Raw genomic sequence first — 25,871 nt, forward strand, 5'->3', positions numbered from 1 at the left:
TTATCTCACCTTCCTTTTGCTTTCGATGGATTCGAGGGCTTCTTCCCACTTGGCTTTGTTCAGCGAGCCTGCATGCCACGCGACGACATTTTCCATGAAGGAAACGCCCGCGCCCTTGGTTGTCGTGGAAATAATGCAGATCGGCCTTCTCGGGGTAACGGGGTCTGCCGGAGGCAGGGACTCCAGCGCGCTGCATACCTCATACATGTCGTTGCCCTGGATTTCGATGACATCCCAGCCGAAAGCCCGCATTTTATCTCCAAGAGGATCGACGCTGACGGTATCCTTGGTCGGACCCGACATTTGCAGGTCGTTCTTATCGATAATTGCTACCAGATTGCCCAGTTTAAATTGGCCGGCCGCCATGAAGGCTTCCCAGTTCGTGCCCTCCTGAAGCTCGCCGTCGCCAATAATGCAGAAGGTTCTCCAGTTGGCCTTGGACATTCTCGCGCCTAGCGCGAGGCCGGTGGCGAGGGGCATACCGTGCCCCAGCGAGCCTGTTGAGGCCTCGATGGCATCAATATATTTCCGGTTAGGGTGCATGCTGAACACCGCTGTGTCAAGCGATTCGAAATGTTCGACCATGTAGTCCATCGTGTACATTCCCATATCGGAATAGATTGTATAAAGCGCTTCGGCACAGTGGCCTTTACTCAAAATGAGCCGGTCTCTTTCTGCCCATTTCGGATTTTTCGGATCGTAGTTCATGTATTTGTAATAGAGGGCAACGGCAACGTCCACGATGGACAATTCGCCGCCCAAATGACCGGCGGTGCCGATTCTGTAAATAAAGGTACACAGATTTTTTCTGATTTCGACGGCCTTGTCTTCCAGTTTTTGAACCAGTTCCAAATCGACATTACTCATCATTGAGATCTCCTTTGTACATCGCAGATTGATCAATCGCCAAGCTCGTTAATCTTCGTTGCATTGGATAAGCACCTTCGTATAGTTGCCGCTAACATGGGCAGCGAATGCCTCTTCCCCCTGAGCCAACGGGAAAACTTTCTGCGTAAACGGTTTCAAATCAAGCTTCGGCAGCAGCTGAACGGCCCGGGGAAACGCATACGGAGCCACGAAGATACCCGAAACCGTAAGCTCGTTCCAATAGCATTTGTCGTACAGATTGAGCGGCATCTCATAGTCCTTCGGGAACATCGCGATATAGAGCACGGTGCCGCCTCTTGCCGCAATGTCGCATGCCGCGTTGGCGGCTCTGGGAGAACCGGAAGCTTCAATAACCAGATCGAAGCCTCGCCCTCCGGTAATTTTCCTGGATTCCTCCCGGACATCCTGGTTTACCGGGTCGATCACATGCTCGGCTCCAAATTCCAGGGCCAAGTCCCGCCTGTTCTGGATCGGCTCGATGAGTGTCAGGGAGGTGGCGCCAAACCTCTTGATCAGTTGAAGGGTCAGCAGACCGATGGGGCCGCCGCCTGAAATGGCCACGCGATGCCCCGCCTTCATGTTCGCCTTGTCCACAATTCTTACCGCAATCGACACAGGCTCCAGAAGGCAGGCTTCCTTCAAGCTAACATCGTCAGGAATTTTCCATACCTGGGATTCATGCCAGACGATCGATTCGGACATGCCGGGTCTGTTATACTCCATCATATGTTCGCAAAACTGCTCCTGCCCGTTCAGGCAATAATAGCAGGTGCCGCAAAATCTCAAGAAGTTGCCCGCTACCCTGTCGCCGACCTTCAGCCCTTTCTTAACGGCTTTTGGCCCGAGGGCCACGATGGTGCCGGAAACCTCATGACCGAGCCCGAACGGCGGTTCCAAATCGAATATGCCTTCCACCAGGTGCGGATCGGAACCGCAGATGGAACAATAGGCGACCTTGATTTTGACATCCTCGTCCCCCATCTCCTGCTCGGGAATTTCGATGACCTGAACGCGCCCTCTTGTTGCTTCATTGGGGTCTTTCAAGCTGCCTATTTTCACTGCCGCAATCGTTTTCACAGAGGCTGATCTCCTTTTTACAATGTAGTGGCAAACCCGCCGTCGACGTTAATGGTCCAGCCGTTGATGTAATCCGAGGCGCGGCTTGCCAGGAACACAGCCGTTCCCATCAGATCGGAAGGCACACCCCAGCGCTCACTGGGAATACGGTTTGTAATTTTGTCATAGTATGCTTTATCCTCGTGCAATTCCTTATTGACGTCGGTAGCCAAAAAGCCGGGGGCGATCGCGTTCGTTTGAATATTGTACGGGCCTGCTTCATTGGCAAACACTTTCGTCAACCCTACAATGGCATGCTTGCTGGTCGTATAGGGCGGGCATTTTTTGTCGGCGGTAAAAGCGAGCGCCGAAGCAATATTGATAATCTTGCCCGATTTCTGCTTGACCATCTCCTTCACCACCCGATGGCTCAAGTAATAGACGGCATTCAAATTAATATCCATAATTTTTTGCCACGCCGCATCCGGATAGTCCAGAAACTCGCCGAACATGCTGGCGCCGGCATTGTTGACGAGAATGTCAATTTTCCCATACTGCTCCATGCAGGAATGGACTACACGCTCGATGTAAGATTTGTCGGTCAAATCCCCTTGCAGAAACGCGACCTTCCGGCCGGTTTCTTCGATAAGCCGCTTGACCTCGGATACGTCATCCGTAAAGTGAGGGATGAACAGATCCGCGCCTGCTTTGGCAAAGGCGACCGCGTACGCCATGCCAAGGTTCTGATTGGCGCCGGTTACCATGGCGACCTTGCCTTTCAACGAAAATGCATCCAATGAAAAATCTGCGAGTCCCTGTGACATGCTGGCACCTCTCTTTGTATGAAATGAATTTATATATTGATTTTACTGATTCGTCCGGCGGATTGGGTGTGCTTTTTTTAGAAATACGTGTGCATTTTCATGTTTATGACGGGGGCCGCCAGCCCTCATCTGCACGAAACGATTCGGTTTGACAACGTTCTCATCCTAAAATTATAATGACTATATCCAGAATTTAACTACAATACGGAGGTAGGTTATGGCTTCAAAAGTCATCCTGTATGCGGAAGATCATCTAAAGAGCATGTTCCGTGATTGCAGCACTGCAAACGCAAGCGGGTTTACCATCTCGTATAGGGCCGATTCTTATGATGCTTGTGCTGAAAAAGCGGTGGAACTCGCTGCCGATGTGATCATTTTTCAAGTCACCCATCCCGTCTATAAAATCCAAAATTTTTTCCATGACTTAGCGGTATTCAATATCTCCCCTATTCTGCTCATTTTTAATGTCATATCGGAAAATGAAATCGCTTACTCCGTTACGACCCATAAAGACATTCATTATATGAATCAAATCAAACAGTTTTTCACCCATGCTTTAAGCCCGGCTTATCATTGTCGATTTAATTATATCGGGGAAGAAGAAGACTCTAACCTGATCATGGATTCGAGGATTAAGAGGCTTGAAAAGACCGAATATTTGAACGATATATTGCGGGGAGTCACGAACAGCGAGTTTTTGTATTATAAGAAAAAGGCCGGTCTGAACCTGAATAATTCCGGGTATTATTTATATCTATGGAATTTGATGGAAATCGAATATGCGGATCACGATTTGAACAAAAATATTTACTACTTCGTCGGAGAGGAATTTGTAAACGAATGTCAGGAGGTGCTCGACGAATATGGAGGCGGCGAAGCTTTCTATATTAATCCGACCCGATTGTGCATCATGATCAATGACTATGATTCCGTTAGCCAGGCCGGCAAGCAGTATAAGCTTCTTGATATTATCTCGAAGCTGAACAATGTAACCAATTGCAAAACAGCGTTCCGATATATGAGCGGTTATATCAAAAATATAGAGGATATCCGGAGCGCTTACGAATCGTTTGACCGGTTGAAAATTTACAATTTTTTCTGCAGGGACGTTAAATTAATTACCCAGGAGTACGTGAATTCCTTGCGTAAAGAAATCAACTATCACTATATTGATGACATGCTCCGTGAAATCAGGGAGCTGATCAATTACGATCTGTTCAACCCTAAATTGAGCGAGCTGATCAAGAAACTGTTCCTGACTATTATTAAGCCAAGTCTCAACTACAATCTTTACTACTATTGCCACACATCCCTGTTATCCACGTTAAGCGATAAGTACGGCGATTTATACAATAAAAAAATAACCGACAGCAATGCCCCCAGCCAACTTTACTATTCTTCTATTGAACAAAAATGCTCCGAATTTATCGAATCCCTTCATTTGCTTAAAGCGGAGCTATCCATCAAAAATACGGTTAAAAACTCCATCGTATTTCAGGCCATCGAATTTATACATCAGCACTACAGGGAAGATATCACGGTCCATTTCATTGCATCCAACTTAAATATAAGCAATTCCTATCTAAGTCAAATTTTCAAGAAGGAGCTGGGCATCAGCATCATCAAGTACATCATCACTTATCGCATACAAAAAGCCAAGGAGCTGATTGCCTCAAGCGACGAGCTGGTTTGCCATGTAGCCGCCAGAGTCGGTTTTTTTGAAGTCAAGCATTTTTCCAAAACGTTCAAAAAAGTGACCGGCTTATCCCCTATGCAGTACAAAAAACAGAATATGAAGGCCGGATATATTTAAGGATACGGCGAAAATGCCCTAGCTCACCGATAAGTTACGGAGTTAGGGCATTTCATTTCACTTATACAGCATGGGCAACCCGGGCCTTGCGAACATAATAATCCCAGCCAATCACGACCACCAAAAGAATACCTTTGAGAAGGGCTTGATAGAACGATTGCACATTGAGCAAAGCCAGAGAGTTATCCAGAATGCCTAGTATAAACAGCCCCATTACGGCCCGAGTGGCGCTTCCCTCTCCTCCGGCCAGGCTCGTTCCGCCAATCACGACACTGGAAATGACCGTTAAGGCAGCGGCTCCGCCCACAAACGGCGAGGCCGAATTCAACATGCCGGTGAGCAGAATGCCGCCCATGGAAGCAGAGACACCGGAAATAACGAAAACGCTAATCTTATAAAACGGAACAGCAATTCCCGTTAGCTCCGCCACTTTGACATCTCCGCCCACGGCATATACATTACGTCCGTACTTGGTTTTGCGAAGTACGTATTCCGAAATCACATAGAATATGACAAAGATCCAAATGAGGTTGGGAATCCAAAGCGTTGTCTCGTTGCCAAGCCAGTTTAAAATCGGATCCTGCGTCATAATCGGTTTTCCACTCGATATTTTGAGAGCCAGACCGTTGTAAAAAAACATGGCGCATAACGTGACGATAAAGGAGTTCAGGCGCATCACGCTGACTAACAGACCCGAGAGCAAGCCGATCAAGGCGCCAGCCAGCAGCGTGATCAAAATAGCGGCCATCATGCCTGTATAGGATGACATTTTCACCAGAAATATGCCTGAAAACGCCATCACTGCACCTATCGACAGGTCGAATTCCTTGATCAAAATGACAAACGTCATCGCAAACGCCATAATTCCGTAAATACTGATCTGCATAATTAAATTATTGATGTTCTGGAACGTTAGAAAATAAGGCGCACAGAAGGAGGCGATAACAAACATCCCGATTAAGATAAGCAATACTTTTTGTTCGTACACGTTTCTTAAGACGCTCATTTCTTTTACCTCCTGCGAATACCCCTGGTTTCTTTACGCTTATCCAAAATGAGAGCCGCAATAATGATGAGCCCCTTCGCCATCATCTGGTCAAAATTGCTTAACCCGACGAGAACAAAAAGATTGCTGAGTACCCCGATTAACAGTACGCCTATCATCGTGCGAATGATGTTTCCTTCGCCGCCGGCCAAGCTCGTTCCGCCTATCGCAACTGCCGCAATAACATCTAATTCGAAGCCGACTCCGGCTACGGGAGATGCGCTGACCGTTTGCGAGCTTCGAATAAAACCACCGATCGCGACTAACACGGCCGCTACAATGTATGTAATCGTCCGAATCCGATGAATAGGAATACCGGACAAACGGGCGGCTTCCGGATTGGCTCCCGTTAAATAGATAGACCGGCCTAAGGAAGTGTTTTGTAAAATCACATGCAGGATGACCGCGCAAACGATCATCAGGATGACAGGGGAAGGGAGACCTAACACTTGCCCGTAGCCAAACCATTTAAACAGCGGATCTTCTTGCAGCATAAGCGTAAATCCTTTGGTATACATAAGAGCCAGGGCGGATAATATCGTTCCCGTACCAAAGGTTATCATAATCGAAGCTCCAAAGTCGCCTTTGATGAGACGAAGGATCGAACCATTCATGATCCCAATGATAACGGCTATGCCTATAACCGTGATAACGGACCCTACCGTACCCAGGACGGGAAGAAGCCCCACCGCAAGCACGCAGCTAAGCGATAAGATGCCGGCGATCGATAAGTCAAAAAAACCGGCAATTACAACAAACGTCATCCCGAGCGCGCCCAATCCCAGAACAGAGATTTGAGTCAGTACGTTGATGATGTTCCCTTTCGACCAAAACACAGGGGATAACAACGAGCCGATGACGAGTAACAGACACAGGGCCAGGACCGGGCCGAAATCGGCTAATCCCATTCGTTGTTTAATCCGACTGACAGAGGTCTGATTTTGCGCAGCTGTAACCGTATCCACTGTATCCATCCTTTCTCTAAATAAGCGCATGCTGCAAGATGCTCTCGGCACTCGCTTCGGACTGAAACATTTCCCCCTTAATTCTTCCTTCATGAAGAACGACCAGGCGATCGCTTAAGGCAATCAGCTCTTCCCAATCCGATGAAATGAGCACAACCGCCTTCCCCCTCCGGGTGAGTTCCCGGATAACCAGGTAGATTTCTCTCCGCGCCCCGACATCCACGCCACGGGTAGGTTCGTCCAGAATGAGAATATCCGCATCGGAAAATAAATATTTGGCCACGACAACCTTCTGTTGATTGCCGCCGCTAAGATTCAGCGCAATTTGTTCGATCGAGGGCGTCTTGATGTTAAGCTGCGTGACGAGATTCTCGGAAGCTTGGCGTTCCGCCTTTGACTTGATAAATCCCCACTTGACGATTTTACGGATCGCCGCCATCGTGAAATTTAACCGGAGCGGGAATTTTGTAATTAACCCATGGTCCTTCCGATCTTCCGGAACCAGGGCGATCCCGAGTGCAATGGCTTTGCGCGGATTCTGGATATCGACCCGGGTCCCTTTATACCTGATTTCACCTTGATCATAGCGGTCTGCGCCAAAAATACAACGGGCAATCTCCGTTCTTCCCGAGCCGACTAACCCGGCCAACCCTACGATTTCTCCGCGTTTTACATCGAAGGAAATATCGTGCAGCTTATTTTTTAAACTTAACCCTTTGACCGATAAAATCTCTTCGCCAAGCTCGATAAACTCGCGCGCGGGATATTCTTCATTCAGATCGCGGCCCACGATTCCGCGTATGATTTGATCTTTGTCCGTATCGGCGACAAGCCTCGTCTCTACGACCTGGCCATCGCGCATAATCGTTATTCGGTTACAGATCGTAAAAATTTCTTCCAGCCGATGGGAGATGTAAATAACGGTCACTCCTTTGGCCGTTAAGGAGCTGATCGTATCGAACAGCTGGGACAATTCGGGCCCGCTCAATACGGCCGACGGTTCATCCATGATAATGAGGTCGGCTTCAAACGACAGCGCTTTCGCAATTTCGACCAGCTGCATTTGCGCCACGCTCAGGTTTCTCACGATCGTATTCGGACTCAGATTAGTACCGATCTGCTTCAACAGGACGGCCGCTTGTTGATTGACCTGCTTCCAGTCAATGTTATGGGACTTGCCGAATAACCGCCCCAAGAAGATGTTTTCGGCGATGGACAAGGCCGGAACAAGGCTAAGCTCCTGATGAATAATGGCGATTCCCTTCTGCTGAGCAGCCAGCGGAGAGCTAAAGCTTACCCGTTCTCCTTGAAAAAGGATCTCTCCCTCATCCGGCTGGATGACGCCCGACAATACCTTCATTAACGTGGACTTCCCGGCCCCGTTAGCGCCCAGCAAACCGTGAACCTCTCCTTTTTTGACAATTAAATTGATGTCCTGAAGAGCATTCACGCCTGGAAACGATTTGCTTATCCCTTTCATCTCTAATACATCCATGGATGAACACCTGCAATCCATTCATATTTTAATCAACCGGCTCTTTCAGGCATGTAGCCCTGACGGGTGCCCGTCAATAGGTCGGGGTGTAACCGGCTAAGTTTGCTCTCGTAAGCTTCCCTGTCGGAACATAAATCGCTTTTTCTACCGGTTTTTTCTCTATGGCAGCCAAAGCCACTTCGATCTCTTTCTGAGCGGTCCAGACTAAATCTTCCGTAACCGTTCCATACATGTCTCCTTGCTCGAGAGCTTTGACCGCTTCTTTCGTTCCACCGAACCCGATCACTTTGACTTGGTCCGTCTTTCCCGCCTGCTTAATCGCCTGAATAGCCCCCATCGCCATGTCGTCATTATGGACGAACACACCGTTCAAATCCGGATACTTGGATAAGAAGTCCTGCATAATGGATAAAGCTTTGGCACGGTCCCACTGCGAGGTTTGAATATTCAGCACGTTGATGTTCTTGCCTTGCAAGCCCTCTTTAAATCCGGCCGTACGATCCTGTACCGTAATCCCCGGCGCACCTTCAATGATCACGACATTACCGCCGGCGCTCCCCAGGGCCTCGGCCATTAACTCGCCTGCGAGCTTACCGGCGGCGATGTTGTCCGGACCTACAAACGACGTAATATAGGGATCTGCCTGCTTCGATACCGGCAGCGTCCCGATGATTACGGGGATTCCCGCATCATGAAATTGCTTTAAGCTGGGAACGATTCCCTCGGGATCTATGACGTTCACAAGAACGGCGCCAACACGCTGCGACAGCAAATTTTTAGCTTGCGTAGCCTGCGTGAAGGGATCGAATTGGGCATCCATATTGACAATCTCGGCCCCTGCTGTCTTGGCGTCTTGTTCCGCTTTGTTAATAATGACCTGTACCGGCGGGATGGATGTCGTGGACCACAAGGCGCCGATCTTTTTATTGCCCGCCTGACTATTGCCGGATGAATTTGCCTGGTTTGCCGTATTTGCCGGGTTTGATGTACCGCATCCTGTAAGGAGCAACGCAACGAGTAATACACTTGCAACGACACTAGTTATTTTTTTCATCTTTCTCCTCCAAATTATATAAGTAATAGAATCAGATAATAATACGCTTACATTTTTAAGTTTTCTAACCGCCCCGGATCATTTCCCCCCATTGGTTTATTGTTTTTACTACTTGTATTTTACTTAGATTGATTCGGGAATTGGTGTGTTTTTTTTATCAATACGTGTGCTTTTCCATTATTATTGGGCGCAGAGGCCCGGGGTAATGATCACAGATTGCCGCAACGCAAAAAGACCTACAGCATACAGCCTGTAAGTCTTGGCGCTCGCCTATATACATAGGATGCGAAGGTCCATTTCACAAAACGGATTCCGCTAAGATTTCCGCGATATCCTTCGCCTTTACTTGCTCCTCGATGCCCTTCACCTTCGCCCCGTCGCTCATCATCGTCAGACAGTAGGGGCAGGCGCTGCTGACCGTTGTCGGGTTAACGGACATCGCCTGTTCGATTCTCGCCACGTTAATGCGTTTGCCGGCCGTCTCTTCCATCCACATCAAACCGCCGCCCGCTCCGCAGCACATCCCGTTCTCGCGGGTTCGCTCCATTTCCACCAATTCCACGCCGGGGATCGCTCTTAAGATGTCCCTCGGTTGATCGTACACCTGGTTGTACCGTCCCAAGTAACAGGAATCGTGGTAAGTAATCCGCTCCCTGACTTCGCGTTTGGGAATTAACTTTCCTTCTTTGATCAATGCATCCAGCAATTCCGTATGATGATACACTTCCGCTTCGAGCCCAAACTCCGGGTATTCGTTTTTCAACGTGTTATACGTATGCGGACAAGCCGTCACAATCTTTTTTACGTTATATTTCTTGAACGTTTCCATATTTTCCTTGCAGAGCTCCTGAAACAAAAACTCATTGCCCAGCCGGCGTGGCGTATCGCCGGAATTTTTCTCCTCTTCGCCGAGCACGGCATAATTGACCTGCGCTTTGTTGAGCAGCTGGACGAACGAACGGGTCACCTTATTGCTTCTGGCGTCATAAGAGCCCATCGAGCCGATAAAATAAACAATTTCAAAGTCGGGATTTTCTTGGACCGTGGGGACGTGCAAATCCACGAAATCGTGCTTCCATTTAAAACGGTCCTTTTGGCTGAACCCCCACGGATTGCTTTGTCTTTCAATATTTTGGAGCGCACGCTGCCCGCCCGAAGGGATGCTGCCCTGCATAAGGACAAGCTGCCGCCGCAGATCGATAATTTTGTCGACATGTTCATTCCCGACCGGACATTGATCCTCGCAATTCCGGCATGTGGTGCATTCCCATATTTCTTGCTCGCTCATGACGTCGCCGATCAAGTTGACGTCTTCGATAGATTGATCCGAAACCGACCAGCCCGCTTGCTGCAAATGCATCGTAGGCGCAATATCGGTTCCGTCGCGCTCCGGGAAAGAGCCGTGCGGACTCCCGTTGCGGAACGTATGCACGCCTTCGTAGCCCATTACAAAGCTTGGCACCCAAGGGGATTGCGACGTTAAGCGTTGGCCCTTCTCCGTTAAGTGATCGCGCATCTTGGAAATCATATGCATCGGAGAAAGAGATTTTCCGGTGTTCGACGCGGGACAAACGTTGGTGCATCGGCCGCATTCGACGCACGCATAAAAATCCAGCATTTGCTTTTGGCTAAAATCTTCAATTTTCGCTACCCCGAACGATTCGGCGTTCTCATCTTCCAGATCGATGCTTTTCAGCTTTCCGACCGGTTCGCTTCGCTTGAACCATATGTTGATCGGCGCCGCAATAATATGAAAATGCTTCGATTGCGGGACGTAGATTGCAAAGGAAAGGAGGATCAGCAGATGCATCCACCAACAGGCAAGAAACAAAACATGGTTCGCCGTTGCTGACATACCGTGAAACGGAATGGCCATCAGAGAAGACAGGGGAGCGTCCCAGGAAAATTCAACATGCCGCAGCATAGCGCGCTCCAAAGCTAGAGACAACATAACGGAAAGCATCAGAAAGAAAATGAAAAAGATGACGATACTCGGCTTCCAGCCCCGCTTAAGCCGTTTGATTCGCTCGACATACCTTCGGTATCCGGCATAGCCCGTGGCGAGCAGGATAAGAACGACCGTCGTTTCCTGCAGCAGCGAAAAAACGGAATACCCCGGAATGGGCAAAGGCTTTCCGGCTATGCCTTTATAAATCAAGTCGATGGCGCCCAATTGCACAATCAAGAAGCCATAGAAGATGATGACATGCATCCATCCGCTTTTCCGGTCTTTGAGCAGCTTCGTTTGACCGAAAATTTCAGCGGCAAACGCCTTCAACCGCTCTTTAATCGTATAGGGGACGGATGCAGGCTGGCCTAATCGTATATAACTGTAGCGGGCATAGATGACTTTGGCAGCGAAATAAAGCCCGGTTCCCGTTACTATCAAAAACAATAAAAGTTGGACCCCAGCCCACATCGCAATCTCTCCCCGTATGTAATCTATATAATCGATCACTTCAAATCAATTGGCGATTTTCTTTTTAAACTCTGCCGTCAGCAATGGAACGATCTCGAACAGATCGCCCACGATGCCGTAATCGGCAATCTGGAAAATCGGCGCCTCCGGGTCTTTATTAATCGCAACGATCACTTTCGAATTGGACATGCCGGCCACATGCTGGATCGCCCCGGAGATTCCGCATGCGATATAGAGATCGGGTGTGACGACTTTGCCCGTCTGGCCGATTTGCAAGCCGTAATCGCAGTATCCTTCATCGCATGCCCCACGGGAAGCTCCTACGGCCCCGCCCAATACGGACGCGAGCTCTTGCAGCGGCTCGAATCCATCCGGATGCTTCACGCCGCGCCCGCCGGAAACGACGATCTTGGCTTCCGCCAAATCGATCGCTCCGGTCGATTTGAGCACGATTTCGCGGATCACGGTTTGCAGATCGACAGGCTCCGCTTGAAACGGAACCGTTGCCGGCAGGGTCGGGGACGGCTCGACCTTGAAATTGTTCGGACGAATCGTAATAAACATAGCCCCGGAGGAGGTAAACCGTTTCTTCTCAAAAGCTTTCCCGGCATAAATCGGGCGGATATAAATCGGCTCCTCGCCTTCGAATTCCACCCCGGTGCAATCCGTAATCAAGCCATATCCGAACCGGGAAGCAATCCGCGGTGCGACGTCCTTCATGTTCGCCGTATGTCCGACGATGATCACATCCGGATTCGTCTCTTGAATGACTTGGACGAAAGCATGAAAATAAAGATCCGAATGATAACGGTTGTACCGATCATCAGATAAGGTCCATACCTGATTCGCGCCATGTTGACCGAGCGCTTCCACATAGCCGTCGGCCCCGCTGCCGAATGCGGCGGCGATCAATTCGCCCTGACCTGCGATTTGTTTGCCGAGCGACAGCGCCTCTAACGATACTTGGCGCAGGACGGAGCCCTTCGACTCCGCGAACACTAACACTTTTTTATTCATCAGACGTTCTCCTCCCTAATAGATAACAGCTTTATCGAATAGGATGCTGACGAGTGCGCGCGCCGAACCGGACGAATCGCCTTCATGGACGAATTGGCACGCCTTTCGCTGAGGAGGCAAGTACCGGTCCACCGTTTCCGTCTTGGCGTTCTGATCCATACCGGCGAATGCATCGGACGGGATCGTATGTATCGCTTTTTTCTTCGATTTCATAATGTTAGGAAGCGAGGGATATCGTGGATTGTTGAGTCCTTGCTGGCATGTGAGAAGCAGCGGAAGTTGGCCTTCGATTTGATAAATGTCGCCTTCCACATCCCGCTCCAACTGCACCTGGTTTTGTTCGACGGTCAGCTTGACGACCGATGTGACATAAGGGATCTTCAATTGTTCCGCCAGACGAACCCCCACTTGCCCCGCCCCGTTATCGACCGACTGGTTTCCCGTAAGGATCATATCGATTTCCTTGTCTTTCAAATAATGGGCCAACGCTTTGGAGACGACATATTCGTCCCCCTCCACTCCGCTGATAACGACGGCCTGGTCCGCTCCCATGGCGAGTGCATGGCGAAGCGCCGTTTCCACGCGCGCGGGACCGACCGAGATGACGGTAACGTCGCCGCCGAATTGCTCGCGCAGCTTGAGCGCTTCTTCCACCGCATATTCGTCATACGGATTAATCACCCAATTGGCCTGGTCTTCCACCACTTGACCGTTTACCAGCTTGATCTTCTCTTCGGTATCGAACGTTTGCTTCAAGCAAACCCAAATGTTCAAACCGTTCCCCTCCTTTGATGGTGCTGCTTCCTGTCTATAAAAGACAAGGGCCGTTCTGGGCGGACATCAGACAGCCCTCTGCGTGCCCTTACAAGGGTGGCGGGACTCGAAGCGGCGGACGTTCGTCGTCAATCTTCAAGGGCAGCCCTACCGATTTAAAATCCGCGATCCGGCTGTGTCCAATAGATTGAATCATGCCGCTGGCTTCAAGCTGGGGCTCTTTCATCATCTCGGCCACATTGAGGACAGGCGACGCCGGAATGCCGTTCTTGACCAGCGTTTCGATCCAATAGGCCGAGCTCTCGTGCCGGGTAATATCACAGATCAAGGCTCTTAGTTCATTTCGATGGATGACGCGCTCCGCATTGGTGACAAAACGCGGGTCGGCGATCCATTCCTCCCTGCCCAGAACGCCGCAAAGCTTATGAAACAAACCATCGTTGCCGGCAGCGATAACAACCCATTTGTCCTGCGTCGGAAAGGCCTCGTAGGGGACAATCATGGCCGGTCCCGATCCCCATCTTTGGGGCGATACGCCCGATGCCCAATAGGCCGGAATATGATAGCACATCCAAGCGATCGTCGTTTCATACAACGAACTGGTGATCCGGTGTCCTCTTCCTGTCTGCTCGCGCAGCCGCAGAGCCCCAAACACGCCTAGCGCCAGCCACATGCCGGTCGACATGTCAATGATGGAAGTCCCTACGCGAACGGGCTCCTGACCCTCATGACCCGTTACGCTCATGATTCCCGCCATCGCCTGCAGCAGCGGATCATATCCGGCCTCCATCCGTCTCGGGCCGTGGTTCCCGAATGCGGTTACTTCCCCGTAAATAAGCCGGGGGTAGCTTTCCGCCAAGCTTTCGAAGTCCAATCCTTGACGTTCCATCGCTCCCGGGCGGCTGCTGACCAGCAGCACATCCGCATCCTGGAGAAGGCCATGCAGCTGATCTATTCCTTCTTGCGTTTTGATATCGAGATAAACTTGGGCTTTATTCCGGTTTAACGCAAGAAAAGTCGGACTGGCTTCTTCCCAGAAGGGGGGACCCCAACCGCGGGTCGCATCCCCGCCCGGAGGCTCCACCTTCGTCACGGATGCCCCTAGATCGGCCAATATCATAGCGGTATAGGGACCGGCGACATTTTGCGTAAGATCAACGACGCGAATTCCATCTAAAGGCCACATATTCCCTCCTGTAATGCGTTAGTCTTCAAGCTTGATCCCACCCTGACGATCGCCGCGCAGCAATCCGGAATTTAATAGGAGCGCGGCAGCCCGAGCACATGCTGGGCGACATAACTGACGACCAGGTTATTGGCAATTGGCGCGACCAGCGGCAGTCTGGCTTCACGGAACTTCCGCTCAATGTTGTATTCGGTTGCAAAACCAAATCCGCCATATGTGTTCATGGCCATATTGGCCGCCTTCCAGGATGCTTCGGAGGCCAAATATTTCGCGATATTCGCCTCCGGCCCGCGCGTGTCGCCCTGATCGAACTCCCGGGCGGCTTGGTTGCGCATCAAGGTTGCCGCTTCAATATCCATATAAGCCTGCGCGATTGGAAATTGAACGCCTTGATTTTGTCCGATCGGACGCCCGAATACCACTCTCGAGGAGGCATATTCCACCGCTTTATCGACAAAGTACAGGCCGTCTCCGATACATTCCGAAGAGATGAGAATCCGTTCCGCATTGACCCCGCTCAGCAAATATTTAAATCCTTTGCCTTCTTCGCCGATCAAATTTTCTACCGGCACTTCCGCCCCTTCGAAGAACACCTCATTCGTTTCATGATTAATCATCGTTTCGATCGGCCTGACCTGAATTTTCCCCTCCTGCTCCCGCAAGTCGAGAATAAACAAACTAAGTCCGTCCGTTTTCTTCGCCACCTTGTCTTTAGGCGTGGTGCGCGCAAGCACCATCATCAAATCGGAATGCTGCACCCGGGAGGTCCAAATTTTTTGGCCCTTGATCACATACCGGTCCCCTTTTCTTTCGGCAAACGTCGTGATGCTCGTCGTATCCGATCCGGCCGTCGGCTCGGTAATGCCGAACGCCTGCAGCCGAACTTCACCTGAGGCGATTTGGGGAAGCCACCTTTGCTTTTGCTCCTCGTTTCCGTGCGTAAGCAAAGCCCCCATCGTATACATCTGAGCATGGCCCGCCGCCGCATTGCAGCCGCTGCGGTTAATTTCCTCCAGGATAATGCCGGCTTCCATCATGCCGAGACCCGAGCCCCCGTATTGTTCGGGAATCAACGCCGACAACCATCCTTCCTTGGTCAGCTCGTCAATAAACTCTTCCGGGTACTGATGCTGCGCATCCTTGTCTCTCCAGTAAGCATCGGGGAATTTCTTGCATAAAGCGCGTATGCTTTCCCGTATGATCTGGTGTTCGCTTTCCGTCGATTTCATAGTTTTCTCCTCGTTTCAGTTGGATTTTGTTATAGACTCAGACGATATCCAGGAATACGGGCGGCCTTTTTTCGTTGTATGCCCGAATCCCTTCTTCCCGGTCCGGGTGCACAATGGTGCGGTTGTAGCACTCAAGGGCGAGTTCGATCCCTTCCTCCAGCGGAAGATCGATGCCCAAGCGAAATGCTTTTTTGGCCATTCTTACCGCCAAGGGCGAATTTTGCGCAATCGTCTGGGCTGCTTGCAGCGTCTCCTTCAACAATTCACCCGGCTCAAGCAGTTTATTGACCATTCCATATTCGAACGCTGCTTCCGCGGAGAGAGGTTTCCCTGTCAACAGCAGCTCCAGGGCAAGCCCCCGGGGAAGGAATCTTCCAATCGTCTGCGTTCCGCCCACCCCGGGGATTATGCCGCGCGTCACTTCGGGTAACCCGAACTTGGCGGATTTCGAAGCATATACAAAATCACCGCTTAACGCTAATTCGCACCCGCCTCCGAGAGCAAACCCGTTGACCGCCGTAATGACCGGCTTGTCGGATTGACGAATTTTGCGGAATACGTCTTGAAACAGCCGATGCTGTTTAAGCCACTGCTCATTGGTCATTTGATTTCGTTCTTTCAAATCCCCGCCGGTGCAGAAGGCCCTCTCGCCTGCACCCGTGAAAACAATAACCCGAACCGATGCATCCTCGTTTAATCGGTCCAGCGCATCTCTTAACGCGAACCCTAATTCGGTGTTAATCGAGTTCATGACCTCCGGGCGATGTAACGTAAGCACCGCAACAGCGCCCTGCTCCACTCTTTCCTCCAGCAAACCGTTCATCAGATCCTCCTCTTTCCCGATCGTCGGGTCCGGGCTTTACTATTCCCTTAGGGATGCGGGTGCAGCTCCATCGTTTTACCTGCCTTCAACACTTGGCTCGGCAGCTGATGACCCAGCTGCCGCTCCAAACGGCGGCTTGCGGCCAACAGCTGATCCAGATCTATGCCTGTTGCGATATTCATGTCATGAAACATATTCACCGTATCTTCGGTGCAAATATTTCCCGTTGCCCCCGGCGCAAAAGGACAACCACCAATGCCCCCTAAGGAAGCGTCGAAATGACGGATTCCCTCCACATAGGCCGCATAAACGTTGGCCAACCCCATTCCCCGCGTATTATGAAAATGCATATGAATTTCCAGATGCGGCCATTTCGCTTTCACGTCTCGAACCGTTTCCCGGACCAGCTCGGGATTGGCCATTCCGGTCGTATCGGCGAGCGTAACCGACTCCGCTCCCAAATCCAGGTATTGAGCAATCACTTCGAGTACGCGAGACCGGGCAACCTTCCCTTCGAACGGACAACCGAACGATGTCGCGACACCGCCCCGCACCGGCACTCCCGCTTCGGCGCACAGTTTGGCAACCTCCACAAATTCGTTCAACGTTTCAAAGGTCCCACGGCGCAGATTGGAGCGGTTATGGCTCTCGCTCGCCGATACGACCAAATTGAGCTGATCGGGATTGGTCCTTAGGGCGCGCTCCGCCCCGCGATAATTGGGCACCAGCACCTCATAGCGGGTGCCCGGATTTCGCTTGATGTTCAGCATCACTTCCTCCGCATCGGCCATCTGCGGAACCGCTTTCGGATGTACGAACGCTGTAACTTCGATCGCGGTAACTCCTGCAGCCGATAAAGCGTCGATCACCTTAATTTTGACCTCGGTCGGGACGAGCTCGGGCTCAATTTGAAACCCGTCCCTCGGACATACATCCGAAATCCATACGCGATTGTCAGACACTTTCATTCCCCTTCCTGTTCACCTTTCATGAGCGGTCCCCTGACTCGCCCTTCGCTACCGCTCATCGCCGGCGATATCGTTGTTCAACTCGCCGATTCCCTCGATATAAACGCTTACTTCGTCGCCGATTTGCATAGGCCCGATGCCTGCAGGAGTTCCTGTGATGATGACGTCGCCCGGCAGCAGCGTCATGACCTGACTGATATAATGAACCAGATAAGGGACGGAAAAAATCAGGTTTTTCGTATTGGAGCTCTGTTTCACTTCACCGTTTACCGTCAGCTTGATCTCCAGGCCGGACGGATCGATACCCGGAACGATGCCGGGACCGATCGGACAAAACGTATCGAACGATTTCCCCCTCGTCCATTGACCGTCCGCAAACTGGATATCCCGGGCCGTAATATCGTTCGCGCATGTATAGCCTAGGATATAATCCGCTGCTTCGTTCTCACGAATCCGGTAAGCCTTTTTCTTGATAACCACCCCCAGCTCCGCTTCATAATCGAGACGTTTGCTTTGGGCGGGGTAGATGACCGGGTCTCCAGGTCCGACCACCGTGGTGGACGGCTTCAGAAAGAGCAGCGGCTCTTTGGGAAGATCCAGGTTGACTTCCTTCGCATGGTCGACATAATTCAAGCCGACACAAACGATTTTGGATGGCTGAACGGGAGACAGCAGCTTGACCCTGCTTAGAGGCGTCCGCGCTTCGCCGCGAGCATATTCCCCATAAATATCGCCCTGCAGCTTGGCGATTTCCCCTTCCTGCAGCCAGCCGTAACAAACTTCATCTTGAACCTGATATCGAACGATCATGTCCCTTCTACCTCCTGGAATAATAATCTTCGTTATGATTATTCATATTGCAAGTATCATGCCAACCGTTTCATGCGGGTTTTTCCAGCCTCGTACCGTTAAGCTGTGCAAATATTGAACGAAGGATGTTCATTATTTGAACTCATCTCGCCCGTCGTTAAAGTTGTTAAAAAAGTGAACATCCCTATCTGGAACTCAGCCGGGTCTCAGTTCTGTCGTCAGGGAAGAAATACGCGGCAGGCTGTCCAGGAATACAATCTTTTCCAGACTGCGTTCGACACGGTCAGGGGTGAGTACCCGCCCTGCGCAATCCCGGTATTTGCCGATTAACGCTTCATAGCTAAGGGGATGCTCCGGGCTGCCGTCGGCCATTTGCTTGCTCCTTTCCAGCACCCTCCCGTCCTTCAGCTTGACCCGAATGAGAGCAGGGGCCTCTTCCACGCTTCGGGTCCGATATTGCTCATCGATTCCAAATTCCACCTTCTCCATGAGCGCCCGAATGACCGGATCGTTCACTTTGTCATCGGTAAACGTATCCAGCCCCACCTCGCCGTCCGCCACTGCGGCCGCGAGAACAAAGGGCATGCTGAACTTTCCCTCGGTCCCTTGAAGCGGCCGGTTGTGAACCAGCATGATCGGCCCGACCGGACCGCAGCCCGCATAGATGCTCTCGATTTGGTCCGCTTGGCATCCATACTCCTTGACCAGCGACAGCATGGCGTCAATGGCCGTATGGGTAGCTGCGCACGACGGATACGGCTTGACAAAAAAACCGGGCTGCAAGAGGTCGAAGGGTTCTCCCATGCTTTCTTTCAACACCGGTTGTTTATTGGCGAAGTTGGCGAAAAAACCTGTTTTTCCTTCCAACGCTTCCGGATTGGAGGTAAAGCCGCATTGGGCCAAATAGGCGGCGTTAACTCCATTGCGGGCGGCGATTCCGGCGTGGAACGGCTTGGTCATGGAGCCGAAATTTTGCCTCAAGCCGCTAGCCGAGGACGCGGCTATCCCCAAAGCATGGATCATCTGGTCGAGACTCAAACCAAGCAAATACCCCGCTCCCGCCGCTGCGCCCAGAACGCCGACGACGCCGGTCGCGTGCCAGCCGGCCTGATAAAGCTCCGGCTCCGCCGCTGCCCCGATTTTGCAGGAAACTTCGGTTCCGATCAAATAAGCCGTTACGAGCTCCCGTCCGCCGGCATCCATGCTTTCTGCCGTTGCCATGACGGAAGGAAGAACGACGGCACTCGGGTGCCCAATCAGCCGCCAGGACGAATCGTCATAATCCAGGGCGTGGCAAAGAATCCCGTTTACAAACGCAGCTTGTAACAACGATGCAGAAACCGCGTTCCCCAGCAGGGTATAGCCTCCCCGCTCTCCCAGGCGTTCTGTATAGGTTAGCAGGCTGGAAGCGATCGGATCGGTATTTCCGGCCAATCCGACGCCAAGGGTATCCAGGATATGCTCAATCGCACGCCGGCGGTGGTTCTCCCCGATCTTCCCGACTGCTTCGCTTACTGTAAACTTCGCCATCTCATCAACCAAGCTCATATCGATCCATCCTCCACCGCCCTCCAGACCGGAGCGTATAAGAAATTTTTACAGCTTAACGCTTATCGCTTTTACTTGGGTATACGTGTGCAGCGATTCCAAGCCTTTTTCCCGGCCGATTCCGCTTTTCTTGTACCCTCCGAAAGGGGCTTCCACATCGATCGGACTGTAATCGTTAATATAAACTTGGCCGGCCTGCAGTTGTTTGGCGACACGATGCCCCCGGTGTATATTTTCCGTCCATACTGCAGCCGCCAGACCGAACTCTGTATCGTTGGCCAATCGAATCGCTTCCTCCTCGGTATCAAAGGGAATGACGACGACGACAGGGCCAAATATCTCTTCCCGGGCAATGGTCATCGTGTTTGTAACATCCGTGAAAATGGTAGGTTGCATGAAATAGCCGTCTTTCAATTTCTCTTCTTGCATGCGGCTGCCGCCGTAAACTAACCGGGCTCCTTCTTGTTTGCCGATTTCCACATACCGGAGCACGCGGTGCAGCTGCTCTTCACAAACCAAAGGACCGATCGTCGGATTATCGATGCCATACCCGATCTTTATTTGTTGGGCTTCTTCAATTAATTGTTCGACAAAGGCAGGCAGGATCGAACGCTGGACGATTAAGCGCGTACCCGCCGAACACACCTGGCCGGTATTAAATGTAAAGGCTCGCAAGGAACCTGCCGCAGCCGGATGTAAATCCGCATCATCAAACACGATATTCGGCGATTTACCGCCCAGCTCCAGGGAAACGGGAACAATCCGATCGGCGGCGGCCCGCATGACGATTTGTCCGGTTTCGACCGAGCCTGTAAAAGCGATTTTCCGTACCGCAGGATGGTTGATGAGCGGGGCGCCTGCTTCCTCGCCGTAGCCCGTGACCACATTGAAAGTGCCGGGCGGCATCCCCGCCTCTACGCAAAGCTTAGCCAGCTCCAACGTAGAAAGGCAGGCCTGCTCGGCAGGCTTCATCACGACGGAATTCCCCGCGGCAAGCGCGCTGGCCGCTCCTCTCGCCGCCTGCGTAATGGGCACGTTCCATGGCGTAATATGTCCCGTTATCCCATACGGCTCGCGATATGTATACGTCAGGTGTTCGTTGCTGGCCGGGATCACCTCGCCGAAAATTTTGTCCGCCGCCCCGCCCAAATATTCGAAATACCTGGCGCTCGTTTCTACCAAAGATGCTGAAAAAACGAGCGGTCTCCCGGTATCGATCGTTTCCATGTAAGCAAAATCTTGTTTGTATTTACGCAAAAGCTGGGCCACGCGGTTTAAAATTTGTCCGCGGGCACTCGGCTTCAAGGCGTACCAAGCCTGAAACCCTTCTTCCGAGCTGTGGACGGCGCGCTCGATATCCTCCTTGTTCCCGCGGGCAAAGCTCGCAATCTTGTTCCCGGTAGAAGGGTCCACCCCTTCAAAATATTGATGATTGGCCGGCTCCACCCATTGACCGCCAATGAAATGCCCATATGTTTCCTGCAAAGCGATTTGTCGATCCATTCGCCCTCACTCCTTATTATTTATTTACTAGAATTGTGGCTCTCGTTACTTCACGGTTTGCGGATTTCTCCAGAGCAAGCGTCGCTTCTTCCAAGGAGAATGCAGCGTCCAACAAGCCGGCAAACGGATATTTCCCTGCGTTTCTCTCTAAAAATTGCAAGGACTTATACAGATACTCCGGGTTATAGCGATTGGCAGGAATAATCTCAATGGCTTTCCGGACCAGCAAACCGGGATCAAATGCCGTCGTATGCCCCGGCGTAATATTTCCCATGACGACATATTTGCCATTCTGCTTCACAAGGTGGATGCCTTCGCTAAACGCATCGGGAACGCCGGCTACCTCCAAGCCAAAATCGGCCCCCCAGCCGCCGGTCAGCTCCTTGACGCGGTTCACTCTTGCATCCAGCGTATCGTAGGCGTTCATATCGATAAGCTCATCTGCTCCGAATTTCTTAGCCGTAACTAAACGCGAGGGCGCGCTGTCGATCACGATCACTTTAGCCCCTCTCTCCTTGGCGACGGCGCAAGCGGTTAATCCCAATCCGCCGGCCCCTTGAATAACGATGGAATCGCCCGGGTTGATATGGATTTTGTCAAGGCCGAATAAGATTTGGGCGAAAGCGCAGTTCGCACTGGCCGCTTCCGCATTGGACACGCCGTCAGGCACTTTGAAAAAATATTGATCGTGGTGAACCGTGTAATAAGAGGCGAATGTTCCGCTCTGCCCCTGGTATTTATACATATGAATGCAATGATGGAGATTACCTGCCAAGCATTCTCTGCATTGATTGCAGGTTACAAAATAGACCGGCACGACGCGATCCCCTACCTGCACCGGATTGCCCGCGTTGTCCGTCTTTACGTTGTCCCCCAGCTTGGCAATCCGGCCTATCATTTCATGACCGATGACTCCGCACTTCAAGGTAGGGTGATGGCCTTTAAACACGTGCAGTTCCGAACCGCATACGTTCGTTTGAAGCACCTCCAGCAGCAAGGAGCCCGCTTCGACTTCCTCGGAAAACTCATGTTCCCGAACCTCAATTTTCATCGGTTCGGTCTGATAAACAATTTTACCCTTCATGTGCTAGCACCTCATCCTTTATGCCCCAAGGTAAAGCTGGCGGATTTTGTCGTTTTCTTTAATGTGCCGGGATTCGCCCTCCAGTGCGATTCTGCCGTTCTCCAGCACGTACGTATAATGCGATATTTCCAGCGCCAAATGGACATTCTGCTCCACAAGCAGAATCATCGTCCCTTCCTCATTGATTCTCATAATGATTTGGAAGATGTCACGAATGATATTGGGCGCGAGGCCAAGGGATGGCTCATCGAGCAGTAAAATTTTCGGATTTCCCATTAAAGCCCTAGCAATGGCAAGCATTTGCTGCTCGCCGCCGCTTAAAGTGCCGGCGTATTGGTTCAGCCGTTCCTTCAACCGCGGGAAGTAGGCAAACACCTTCTCCAGATCGGCCGCCACCTTCTTGTCCTTTCGGGTAAAAGAGCCGATGCGGAGGTTTTCTTCAACGGTCAGCAGCGGGAACAGCCTTCGGTTTTCCGGACAGTGTATCACCCCGCGCTTCACGAGATCGCTGGGCGTTTTTTTCAGCATAGATTCGCTTTCCAGGTCATAGCTTCCCTGCTTGGGCGGAATCAGACGGGAAATCATCTTCAAGGTAGTCGACTTCCCGGCGCCGTTGGCCCCGAGCAAGGAAATGATCTTTCCTTGCGGTATTTCCAGGGAAATACCCTTCAAGGCATGGACATGCCCATAGTAAACATGGATGTCATGAAGTTTTAACAAAGCTATCCACCTCCCCTAAATACGCTTCAATGACAGCCGGATCGTTCTGGACCTCCTTGGGCTGGCCTTCGGCTATTTTTTCCCCAAAGTTCATGACCGTGACATAATCGGAAACCTTCATGACCAACGACATGTCATGCTCAATCAGCAGAACGGTATAACCCATCTCCTTCTTCAATTGCACAATGAGATGGCTGATACGCTCCGTCTCCACCGGGTTCATCCCGGCTACCGGTTCGTCAAGCAGAATCATCTTCGGGTCGGCCATCATCGCCCGCCCGATGTCAACCATCTTCTGATAGCCGAAGGACAGGTTCGATACTTCTTCACCGGCAAGATGGGAAATATTGAGCAGCTCCAACACTTCATGCGCTTTTCTCACCGCATTCCGTTCACTGGCCCGATTGGCCGGTAAATTCAGAGCGATGGAGACGATATTTTTCTTCATTCTGGGATGGTAACCCGTCAGGAGGTTATCCATGACCGTCATTTTTTTGAACAACTCCACATTTTGAAAGCTTCGGGCGATCCCTTTCCGGATGACTTGATGCGGCTTGTATTTGTTCAGATCTTCCCCGTTGAATACGATCTCACCGGACATCGGCGTATAGAATCGGCTGATGCAATTAAACACGGTCGTTTTGCCAGCCCCGTTAGGTCCGATGAGCGAGTAAATTACCCCCTTGGGCACTTCAAACGAGAGGTCGTTAATCGCTCTAATTCCCCCGAAAGTTACCGTTACATGACGGAACGTCAGCATACGCCTATTCACCTCCTGCCTGTTGCGATAACCATGAGTTACGGTCTTCCGCCACGGTTTTATTCAGCTTCCGCTTGAAAAGCCCCTTCAAGGACACAAGCCCTGCCGGCCGTAATAAAATAATTAACGCCATCGCCGAACCGATCACGATGCTGTGCATGCCAATGAGATGTTCCGTGAAATGAGGGAGCACCGAAAACAAAATCGTGCCTATGATGGCGCCGGGTATGGAGGCCAGTCCCCCAACCACGATCATCGCCAGCAAGAGGAAGGATGTGGTCACCGAAAAATCGCTCGGACTGATGTAGCCCAGCCAGTAGGCATACAACCCGCCCGCCAATCCGGTGAAGAAGGCACTGATGACGAACATGACGGTTTTATACAACGCGACATGAATGCCCATCGCCTGCGCCGCCACCTCGCTATCCCGGATGGCCACGAAAGCCCTGCCCAGACTGCTTGCGACAATGTTGCGGATGAACCAGGTGACGAGAACCGTCACGGCGACGATCACATAGAAAAATTCGATATCGGAGGATAGAAAAACGGGTCTCGATACGGCCATGCCTTGATAGCCTTTCGTTAAAGAATCCCAGTTCAGAACCAGCAACGGCACCGACAGCCCGAAGCCGAGCGTAGCCACAGCCAGAAAGTGACCGCGAAGCCGCACAGCGGGCAGGCCGATCAGCAGCCCGATCACCCCGCTGACGATGCCCGCCATCAGGAAGGATACGAAGAATGGAACTCCTCTTTCCCCTAATATGGCTACCGTATACGACCCGATCACCAGAAATCCCGCATGACCAACGGACACCTGCCCCCCGTAACCGACCAGGATGTTGAGCGATAACGAAGAAATAATATAGATGCAGGTGATGCTGAACAGCGTCAGGAAATAGTTCGAATAGCCAACGAGCAGCGGGTAGACCGCCATCAGCAGGACAACCAGCGCCAGCAAGACCTTTTTGACCCAATGGTTTCTCAGCATGTCTTCACACCTTCTTCAAGTACTGGTTTCCGCCAAATAAGCCGGTCGGTCGAATATACAGAACGACGATGATCAGCAGGAACGTGTAAACCAATTTCATCTCGGGCGATACATAAAAACTGATCAAATTGCCAAAAACGCCGATAATCAAGCCGCCGATAACCGCTCCGGGAAGGCTGATGAAACCTCCCAATACCGCTGCCGCAAACCCCATAATCAGCACGTCCGCCATCATGCTCGGTTGAAGAAAGGTGAACGGAGCGGTAAGCATTCCCGCCACCCCGCCGAGGACGGTTCCTACTCCCCAGGTCCATGTAAAGACGCTGGAAACTTTGATGCCCATCAACTCCGACGCCATGCTATCCTGTGAGGACGCGCGCATGGCGAGCCCGATTGCCGTGAAGCGAAAGAGCAGGAAAAATCCAAACATCAGGATCACCGTAACGCCAATGACGAAAACTTCGTTCATCGAGATGAACACGCCGCCCAGATCATACGGGTCTCCCGCAAATGCCGGCGGATATGGAGCCGGGGTGTGCCCCCAGATCAAACCGGCCACCCCGTTGAACGCCAGAAACAGCCCTAGCGTCAGCACGATTTGATTCAAGGGCGGCGCCGATTGAATCGGTTTCATAAATATCCGGTGGACAACAGTGCCGAATATACCGGCAAAAACCAAAGCTAAAATAAACGAAATCAGATACGGGAGTTCCAGCTTCGTCAAAAACATAAAACTGACAAAAGTTGTAATCATGGCCATTTCACCCTGCGCAAAATTGGCGATATCCGTGGTTTTGAAGATCAGCACAATCCCCAAAGCCGCGAGTCCATAAATGCAGCCAAAAATAAGACCGCTCACAATGAGTTGAAGCATATGCGTCCATCCCGCCTTTCATTAACCT

Annotated in this window: 23 protein-coding genes; 1 reads left to right on the forward strand and 22 read right to left on the reverse strand. The window is 51.4% G+C overall.

Annotated features, from left to right (window positions below; genetic code table 11):
- The 3 genes from JMF85_RS21670 to JMF85_RS21680 are packed head-to-tail and all read right to left on the reverse strand — an operon-like array spanning nt 1 to nt 2,768.
- Complete coding sequence (locus JMF85_RS21670) at nt 1–867, reverse strand: transketolase (protein WP_127606523.1); 867 nt, start codon at nt 865–867, stop codon at nt 1–3.
- A gap of 48 nt (nt 868–915) precedes the next feature.
- On the reverse strand, nt 916–1,965 hold the full coding sequence (locus JMF85_RS21675) for a zinc-dependent alcohol dehydrogenase (protein WP_201318878.1): 1,050 nt from the start codon (nt 1,963–1,965) through the stop codon (nt 916–918).
- Nucleotides 1,966–1,982: 17 nt separating this feature from the next.
- The gene (locus JMF85_RS21680) at nt 1,983–2,768 is read right to left on the reverse strand and encodes an SDR family oxidoreductase (RefSeq protein ID WP_127606525.1); all 786 of its coding nucleotides are present in this window, start codon (nt 2,766–2,768) and stop codon (nt 1,983–1,985) included.
- A 217-nt stretch (nt 2,769–2,985) separates the two neighbouring features.
- Between JMF85_RS21680 and JMF85_RS21685 the strand changes: the two genes are divergently transcribed.
- Nucleotides 2,986–4,581 (forward strand): helix-turn-helix domain-containing protein, encoded by a 1,596-nt coding sequence (locus JMF85_RS21685; RefSeq protein WP_127606527.1) that lies wholly within the window; start codon nt 2,986–2,988, stop codon nt 4,579–4,581.
- A gap of 61 nt (nt 4,582–4,642) precedes the next feature.
- Here JMF85_RS21685 and JMF85_RS21690 read toward each other — a convergent pair whose 3' ends face one another.
- The 19 genes from JMF85_RS21690 to JMF85_RS21780 all read right to left on the reverse strand — a co-directional run bounded on the left by JMF85_RS21690 (nt 4,643) and on the right by JMF85_RS21780 (nt 25,843).
- Nucleotides 4,643–5,569 (reverse strand): ABC transporter permease, encoded by a 927-nt coding sequence (locus tag JMF85_RS21690; RefSeq protein ID WP_196426852.1) that lies wholly within the window; start codon nt 5,567–5,569, stop codon nt 4,643–4,645.
- Nucleotides 5,570–5,592: 23 nt separating this feature from the next.
- Entirely contained in the window at nt 5,593–6,591 is a 999-nt protein-coding gene (locus JMF85_RS21695; RefSeq protein ID WP_164751768.1) for an ABC transporter permease, read from the reverse strand.
- Nucleotides 6,592–6,607: 16 nt separating this feature from the next.
- Nucleotides 6,608–8,086: a sugar ABC transporter ATP-binding protein gene (locus tag JMF85_RS21700; protein ID WP_196426851.1), complete on the reverse strand. Its 1,479-nt coding sequence runs from the start codon at nt 8,084–8,086 to the stop codon at nt 6,608–6,610.
- 73 nt (nt 8,087–8,159) lie between these two features.
- Nucleotides 8,160–9,140, reverse strand: coding sequence for a sugar ABC transporter substrate-binding protein (locus JMF85_RS21705; RefSeq protein WP_127606535.1), 981 nt, complete (start codon nt 9,138–9,140; stop codon nt 8,160–8,162).
- A 298-nt stretch (nt 9,141–9,438) separates the two neighbouring features.
- Entirely contained in the window at nt 9,439–11,559 is a 2,121-nt protein-coding gene (locus JMF85_RS21710; protein WP_127606537.1) for a (Fe-S)-binding protein, read from the reverse strand.
- Nucleotides 11,560–11,604: 45 nt separating this feature from the next.
- Nucleotides 11,605–12,576: an electron transfer flavoprotein subunit alpha/FixB family protein gene (locus JMF85_RS21715; protein ID WP_127606539.1), complete on the reverse strand. Its 972-nt coding sequence runs from the start codon at nt 12,574–12,576 to the stop codon at nt 11,605–11,607.
- A gap of 15 nt (nt 12,577–12,591) precedes the next feature.
- Nucleotides 12,592–13,350 carry an electron transfer flavoprotein subunit beta/FixA family protein gene (locus JMF85_RS21720; protein ID WP_127606541.1) on the reverse strand — a complete coding sequence of 253 codons (759 nt, stop codon included), beginning with the start codon at nt 13,348–13,350 and terminating at the stop codon, nt 12,592–12,594.
- A gap of 88 nt (nt 13,351–13,438) precedes the next feature.
- Nucleotides 13,439–14,536, reverse strand: a complete 1,098-nt coding sequence (locus JMF85_RS21725) for a CaiB/BaiF CoA transferase family protein (RefSeq protein ID WP_054795375.1) — start codon at nt 14,534–14,536, stop codon at nt 13,439–13,441.
- Between the two features lie 71 nt (nt 14,537–14,607).
- A complete protein-coding gene (locus JMF85_RS21730; protein ID WP_127606543.1) occupies nt 14,608–15,765 on the reverse strand; it encodes an acyl-CoA dehydrogenase family protein in 1,158 nt (385 codons plus the stop codon).
- A gap of 37 nt (nt 15,766–15,802) precedes the next feature.
- A complete protein-coding gene (locus tag JMF85_RS21735) occupies nt 15,803–16,588 on the reverse strand; it encodes an enoyl-CoA hydratase/isomerase family protein (RefSeq protein ID WP_127606545.1) in 786 nt (261 codons plus the stop codon).
- A gap of 47 nt (nt 16,589–16,635) precedes the next feature.
- Nucleotides 16,636–17,550: a hydroxymethylglutaryl-CoA lyase gene (locus JMF85_RS21740; protein ID WP_196426850.1), complete on the reverse strand. Its 915-nt coding sequence runs from the start codon at nt 17,548–17,550 to the stop codon at nt 16,636–16,638.
- A gap of 54 nt (nt 17,551–17,604) precedes the next feature.
- The gene (locus JMF85_RS21745) at nt 17,605–18,366 is read right to left on the reverse strand and encodes a fumarylacetoacetate hydrolase family protein (RefSeq protein WP_127606549.1); all 762 of its coding nucleotides are present in this window, start codon (nt 18,364–18,366) and stop codon (nt 17,605–17,607) included.
- 195 nt (nt 18,367–18,561) lie between these two features.
- Entirely contained in the window at nt 18,562–19,914 is a 1,353-nt protein-coding gene (locus tag JMF85_RS21750; RefSeq protein WP_201318879.1) for an MmgE/PrpD family protein, read from the reverse strand.
- A gap of 48 nt (nt 19,915–19,962) precedes the next feature.
- Nucleotides 19,963–21,417: an aldehyde dehydrogenase family protein gene (locus tag JMF85_RS21755; protein ID WP_201318880.1), complete on the reverse strand. Its 1,455-nt coding sequence runs from the start codon at nt 21,415–21,417 to the stop codon at nt 19,963–19,965.
- Nucleotides 21,418–21,433: 16 nt separating this feature from the next.
- Complete coding sequence (locus JMF85_RS21760; protein ID WP_201318881.1) at nt 21,434–22,501, reverse strand: zinc-binding dehydrogenase; 1,068 nt, start codon at nt 22,499–22,501, stop codon at nt 21,434–21,436.
- Nucleotides 22,502–22,519: 18 nt separating this feature from the next.
- Nucleotides 22,520–23,221 carry an ABC transporter ATP-binding protein gene (locus JMF85_RS21765; protein ID WP_127606555.1) on the reverse strand — a complete coding sequence of 234 codons (702 nt, stop codon included), beginning with the start codon at nt 23,219–23,221 and terminating at the stop codon, nt 22,520–22,522.
- Nucleotides 23,205–23,981, reverse strand: coding sequence for an ABC transporter ATP-binding protein (locus JMF85_RS21770; protein WP_127606557.1), 777 nt, complete (start codon nt 23,979–23,981; stop codon nt 23,205–23,207). The genes JMF85_RS21765 and JMF85_RS21770 overlap by 17 nt, the downstream gene beginning before the upstream one ends.
- A 4-nt stretch (nt 23,982–23,985) precedes the next feature.
- Nucleotides 23,986–24,969 (reverse strand): branched-chain amino acid ABC transporter permease, encoded by a 984-nt coding sequence (locus tag JMF85_RS21775; RefSeq protein ID WP_141334561.1) that lies wholly within the window; start codon nt 24,967–24,969, stop codon nt 23,986–23,988.
- Nucleotides 24,970–24,973: 4 nt separating this feature from the next.
- Entirely contained in the window at nt 24,974–25,843 is an 870-nt protein-coding gene (locus tag JMF85_RS21780; RefSeq protein ID WP_054798896.1) for a branched-chain amino acid ABC transporter permease, read from the reverse strand.
- Nucleotides 25,844–25,871: the final 28 nt, after the last annotated feature.

Origin of the sequence: Paenibacillus sp. EPM92 (assembly GCF_016586185.1) — a bacterium.
GTDB lineage: Bacteria > Bacillota > Bacilli > Paenibacillales > NBRC-103111 > Paenibacillus_G > Paenibacillus_G validus.

Excerpts from the sequence above, each read along its gene's own strand:
- JMF85_RS21670 (WP_127606523.1), bottom strand. The coding sequence starts at position 867 with ATGAGTAATGTCGATTTGGAACTGGTTCAAAAACTGGAAGACAAGGCC.
- JMF85_RS21680 (WP_127606525.1), bottom strand. The coding sequence starts at position 2,768 with ATGTCACAGGGACTCGCAGATTTTTCATTGGATGCATTTTCGTTGAAA.
- JMF85_RS21685 (WP_127606527.1), top strand. The coding sequence starts at position 2,986 with ATGGCTTCAAAAGTCATCCTGTATGCGGAAGATCATCTAAAGAGCATG.
- JMF85_RS21700 (WP_196426851.1), bottom strand. The coding sequence starts at position 8,086 with ATGGATGTATTAGAGATGAAAGGGATAAGCAAATCGTTTCCAGGCGTG.
- JMF85_RS21705 (WP_127606535.1), bottom strand. The coding sequence starts at position 9,140 with ATGAAAAAAATAACTAGTGTCGTTGCAAGTGTATTACTCGTTGCGTTG.
- JMF85_RS21710 (WP_127606537.1), bottom strand. The coding sequence starts at position 11,559 with ATGTGGGCTGGGGTCCAACTTTTATTGTTTTTGATAGTAACGGGAACC.
- JMF85_RS21715 (WP_127606539.1), bottom strand. The coding sequence starts at position 12,576 with ATGAATAAAAAAGTGTTAGTGTTCGCGGAGTCGAAGGGCTCCGTCCTG.
- JMF85_RS21725 (WP_054795375.1), bottom strand. The coding sequence starts at position 14,536 with ATGTGGCCTTTAGATGGAATTCGCGTCGTTGATCTTACGCAAAATGTC.
- JMF85_RS21730 (WP_127606543.1), bottom strand. The coding sequence starts at position 15,765 with ATGAAATCGACGGAAAGCGAACACCAGATCATACGGGAAAGCATACGC.
- JMF85_RS21735 (WP_127606545.1), bottom strand. The coding sequence starts at position 16,588 with ATGAACGGTTTGCTGGAGGAAAGAGTGGAGCAGGGCGCTGTTGCGGTG.
- JMF85_RS21745 (WP_127606549.1), bottom strand. The coding sequence starts at position 18,366 with ATGATCGTTCGATATCAGGTTCAAGATGAAGTTTGTTACGGCTGGCTG.
- JMF85_RS21750 (WP_201318879.1), bottom strand. The coding sequence starts at position 19,914 with ATGAGCTTGGTTGATGAGATGGCGAAGTTTACAGTAAGCGAAGCAGTC.
- JMF85_RS21755 (WP_201318880.1), bottom strand. The coding sequence starts at position 21,417 with ATGGATCGACAAATCGCTTTGCAGGAAACATATGGGCATTTCATTGGC.
- JMF85_RS21760 (WP_201318881.1), bottom strand. The coding sequence starts at position 22,501 with ATGAAGGGTAAAATTGTTTATCAGACCGAACCGATGAAAATTGAGGTT.
- JMF85_RS21770 (WP_127606557.1), bottom strand. The coding sequence starts at position 23,981 with ATGCTGACGTTCCGTCATGTAACGGTAACTTTCGGGGGAATTAGAGCG.
- JMF85_RS21775 (WP_141334561.1), bottom strand. The coding sequence starts at position 24,969 with ATGCTGAGAAACCATTGGGTCAAAAAGGTCTTGCTGGCGCTGGTTGTC.
- JMF85_RS21780 (WP_054798896.1), bottom strand. The coding sequence starts at position 25,843 with ATGCTTCAACTCATTGTGAGCGGTCTTATTTTTGGCTGCATTTATGGA.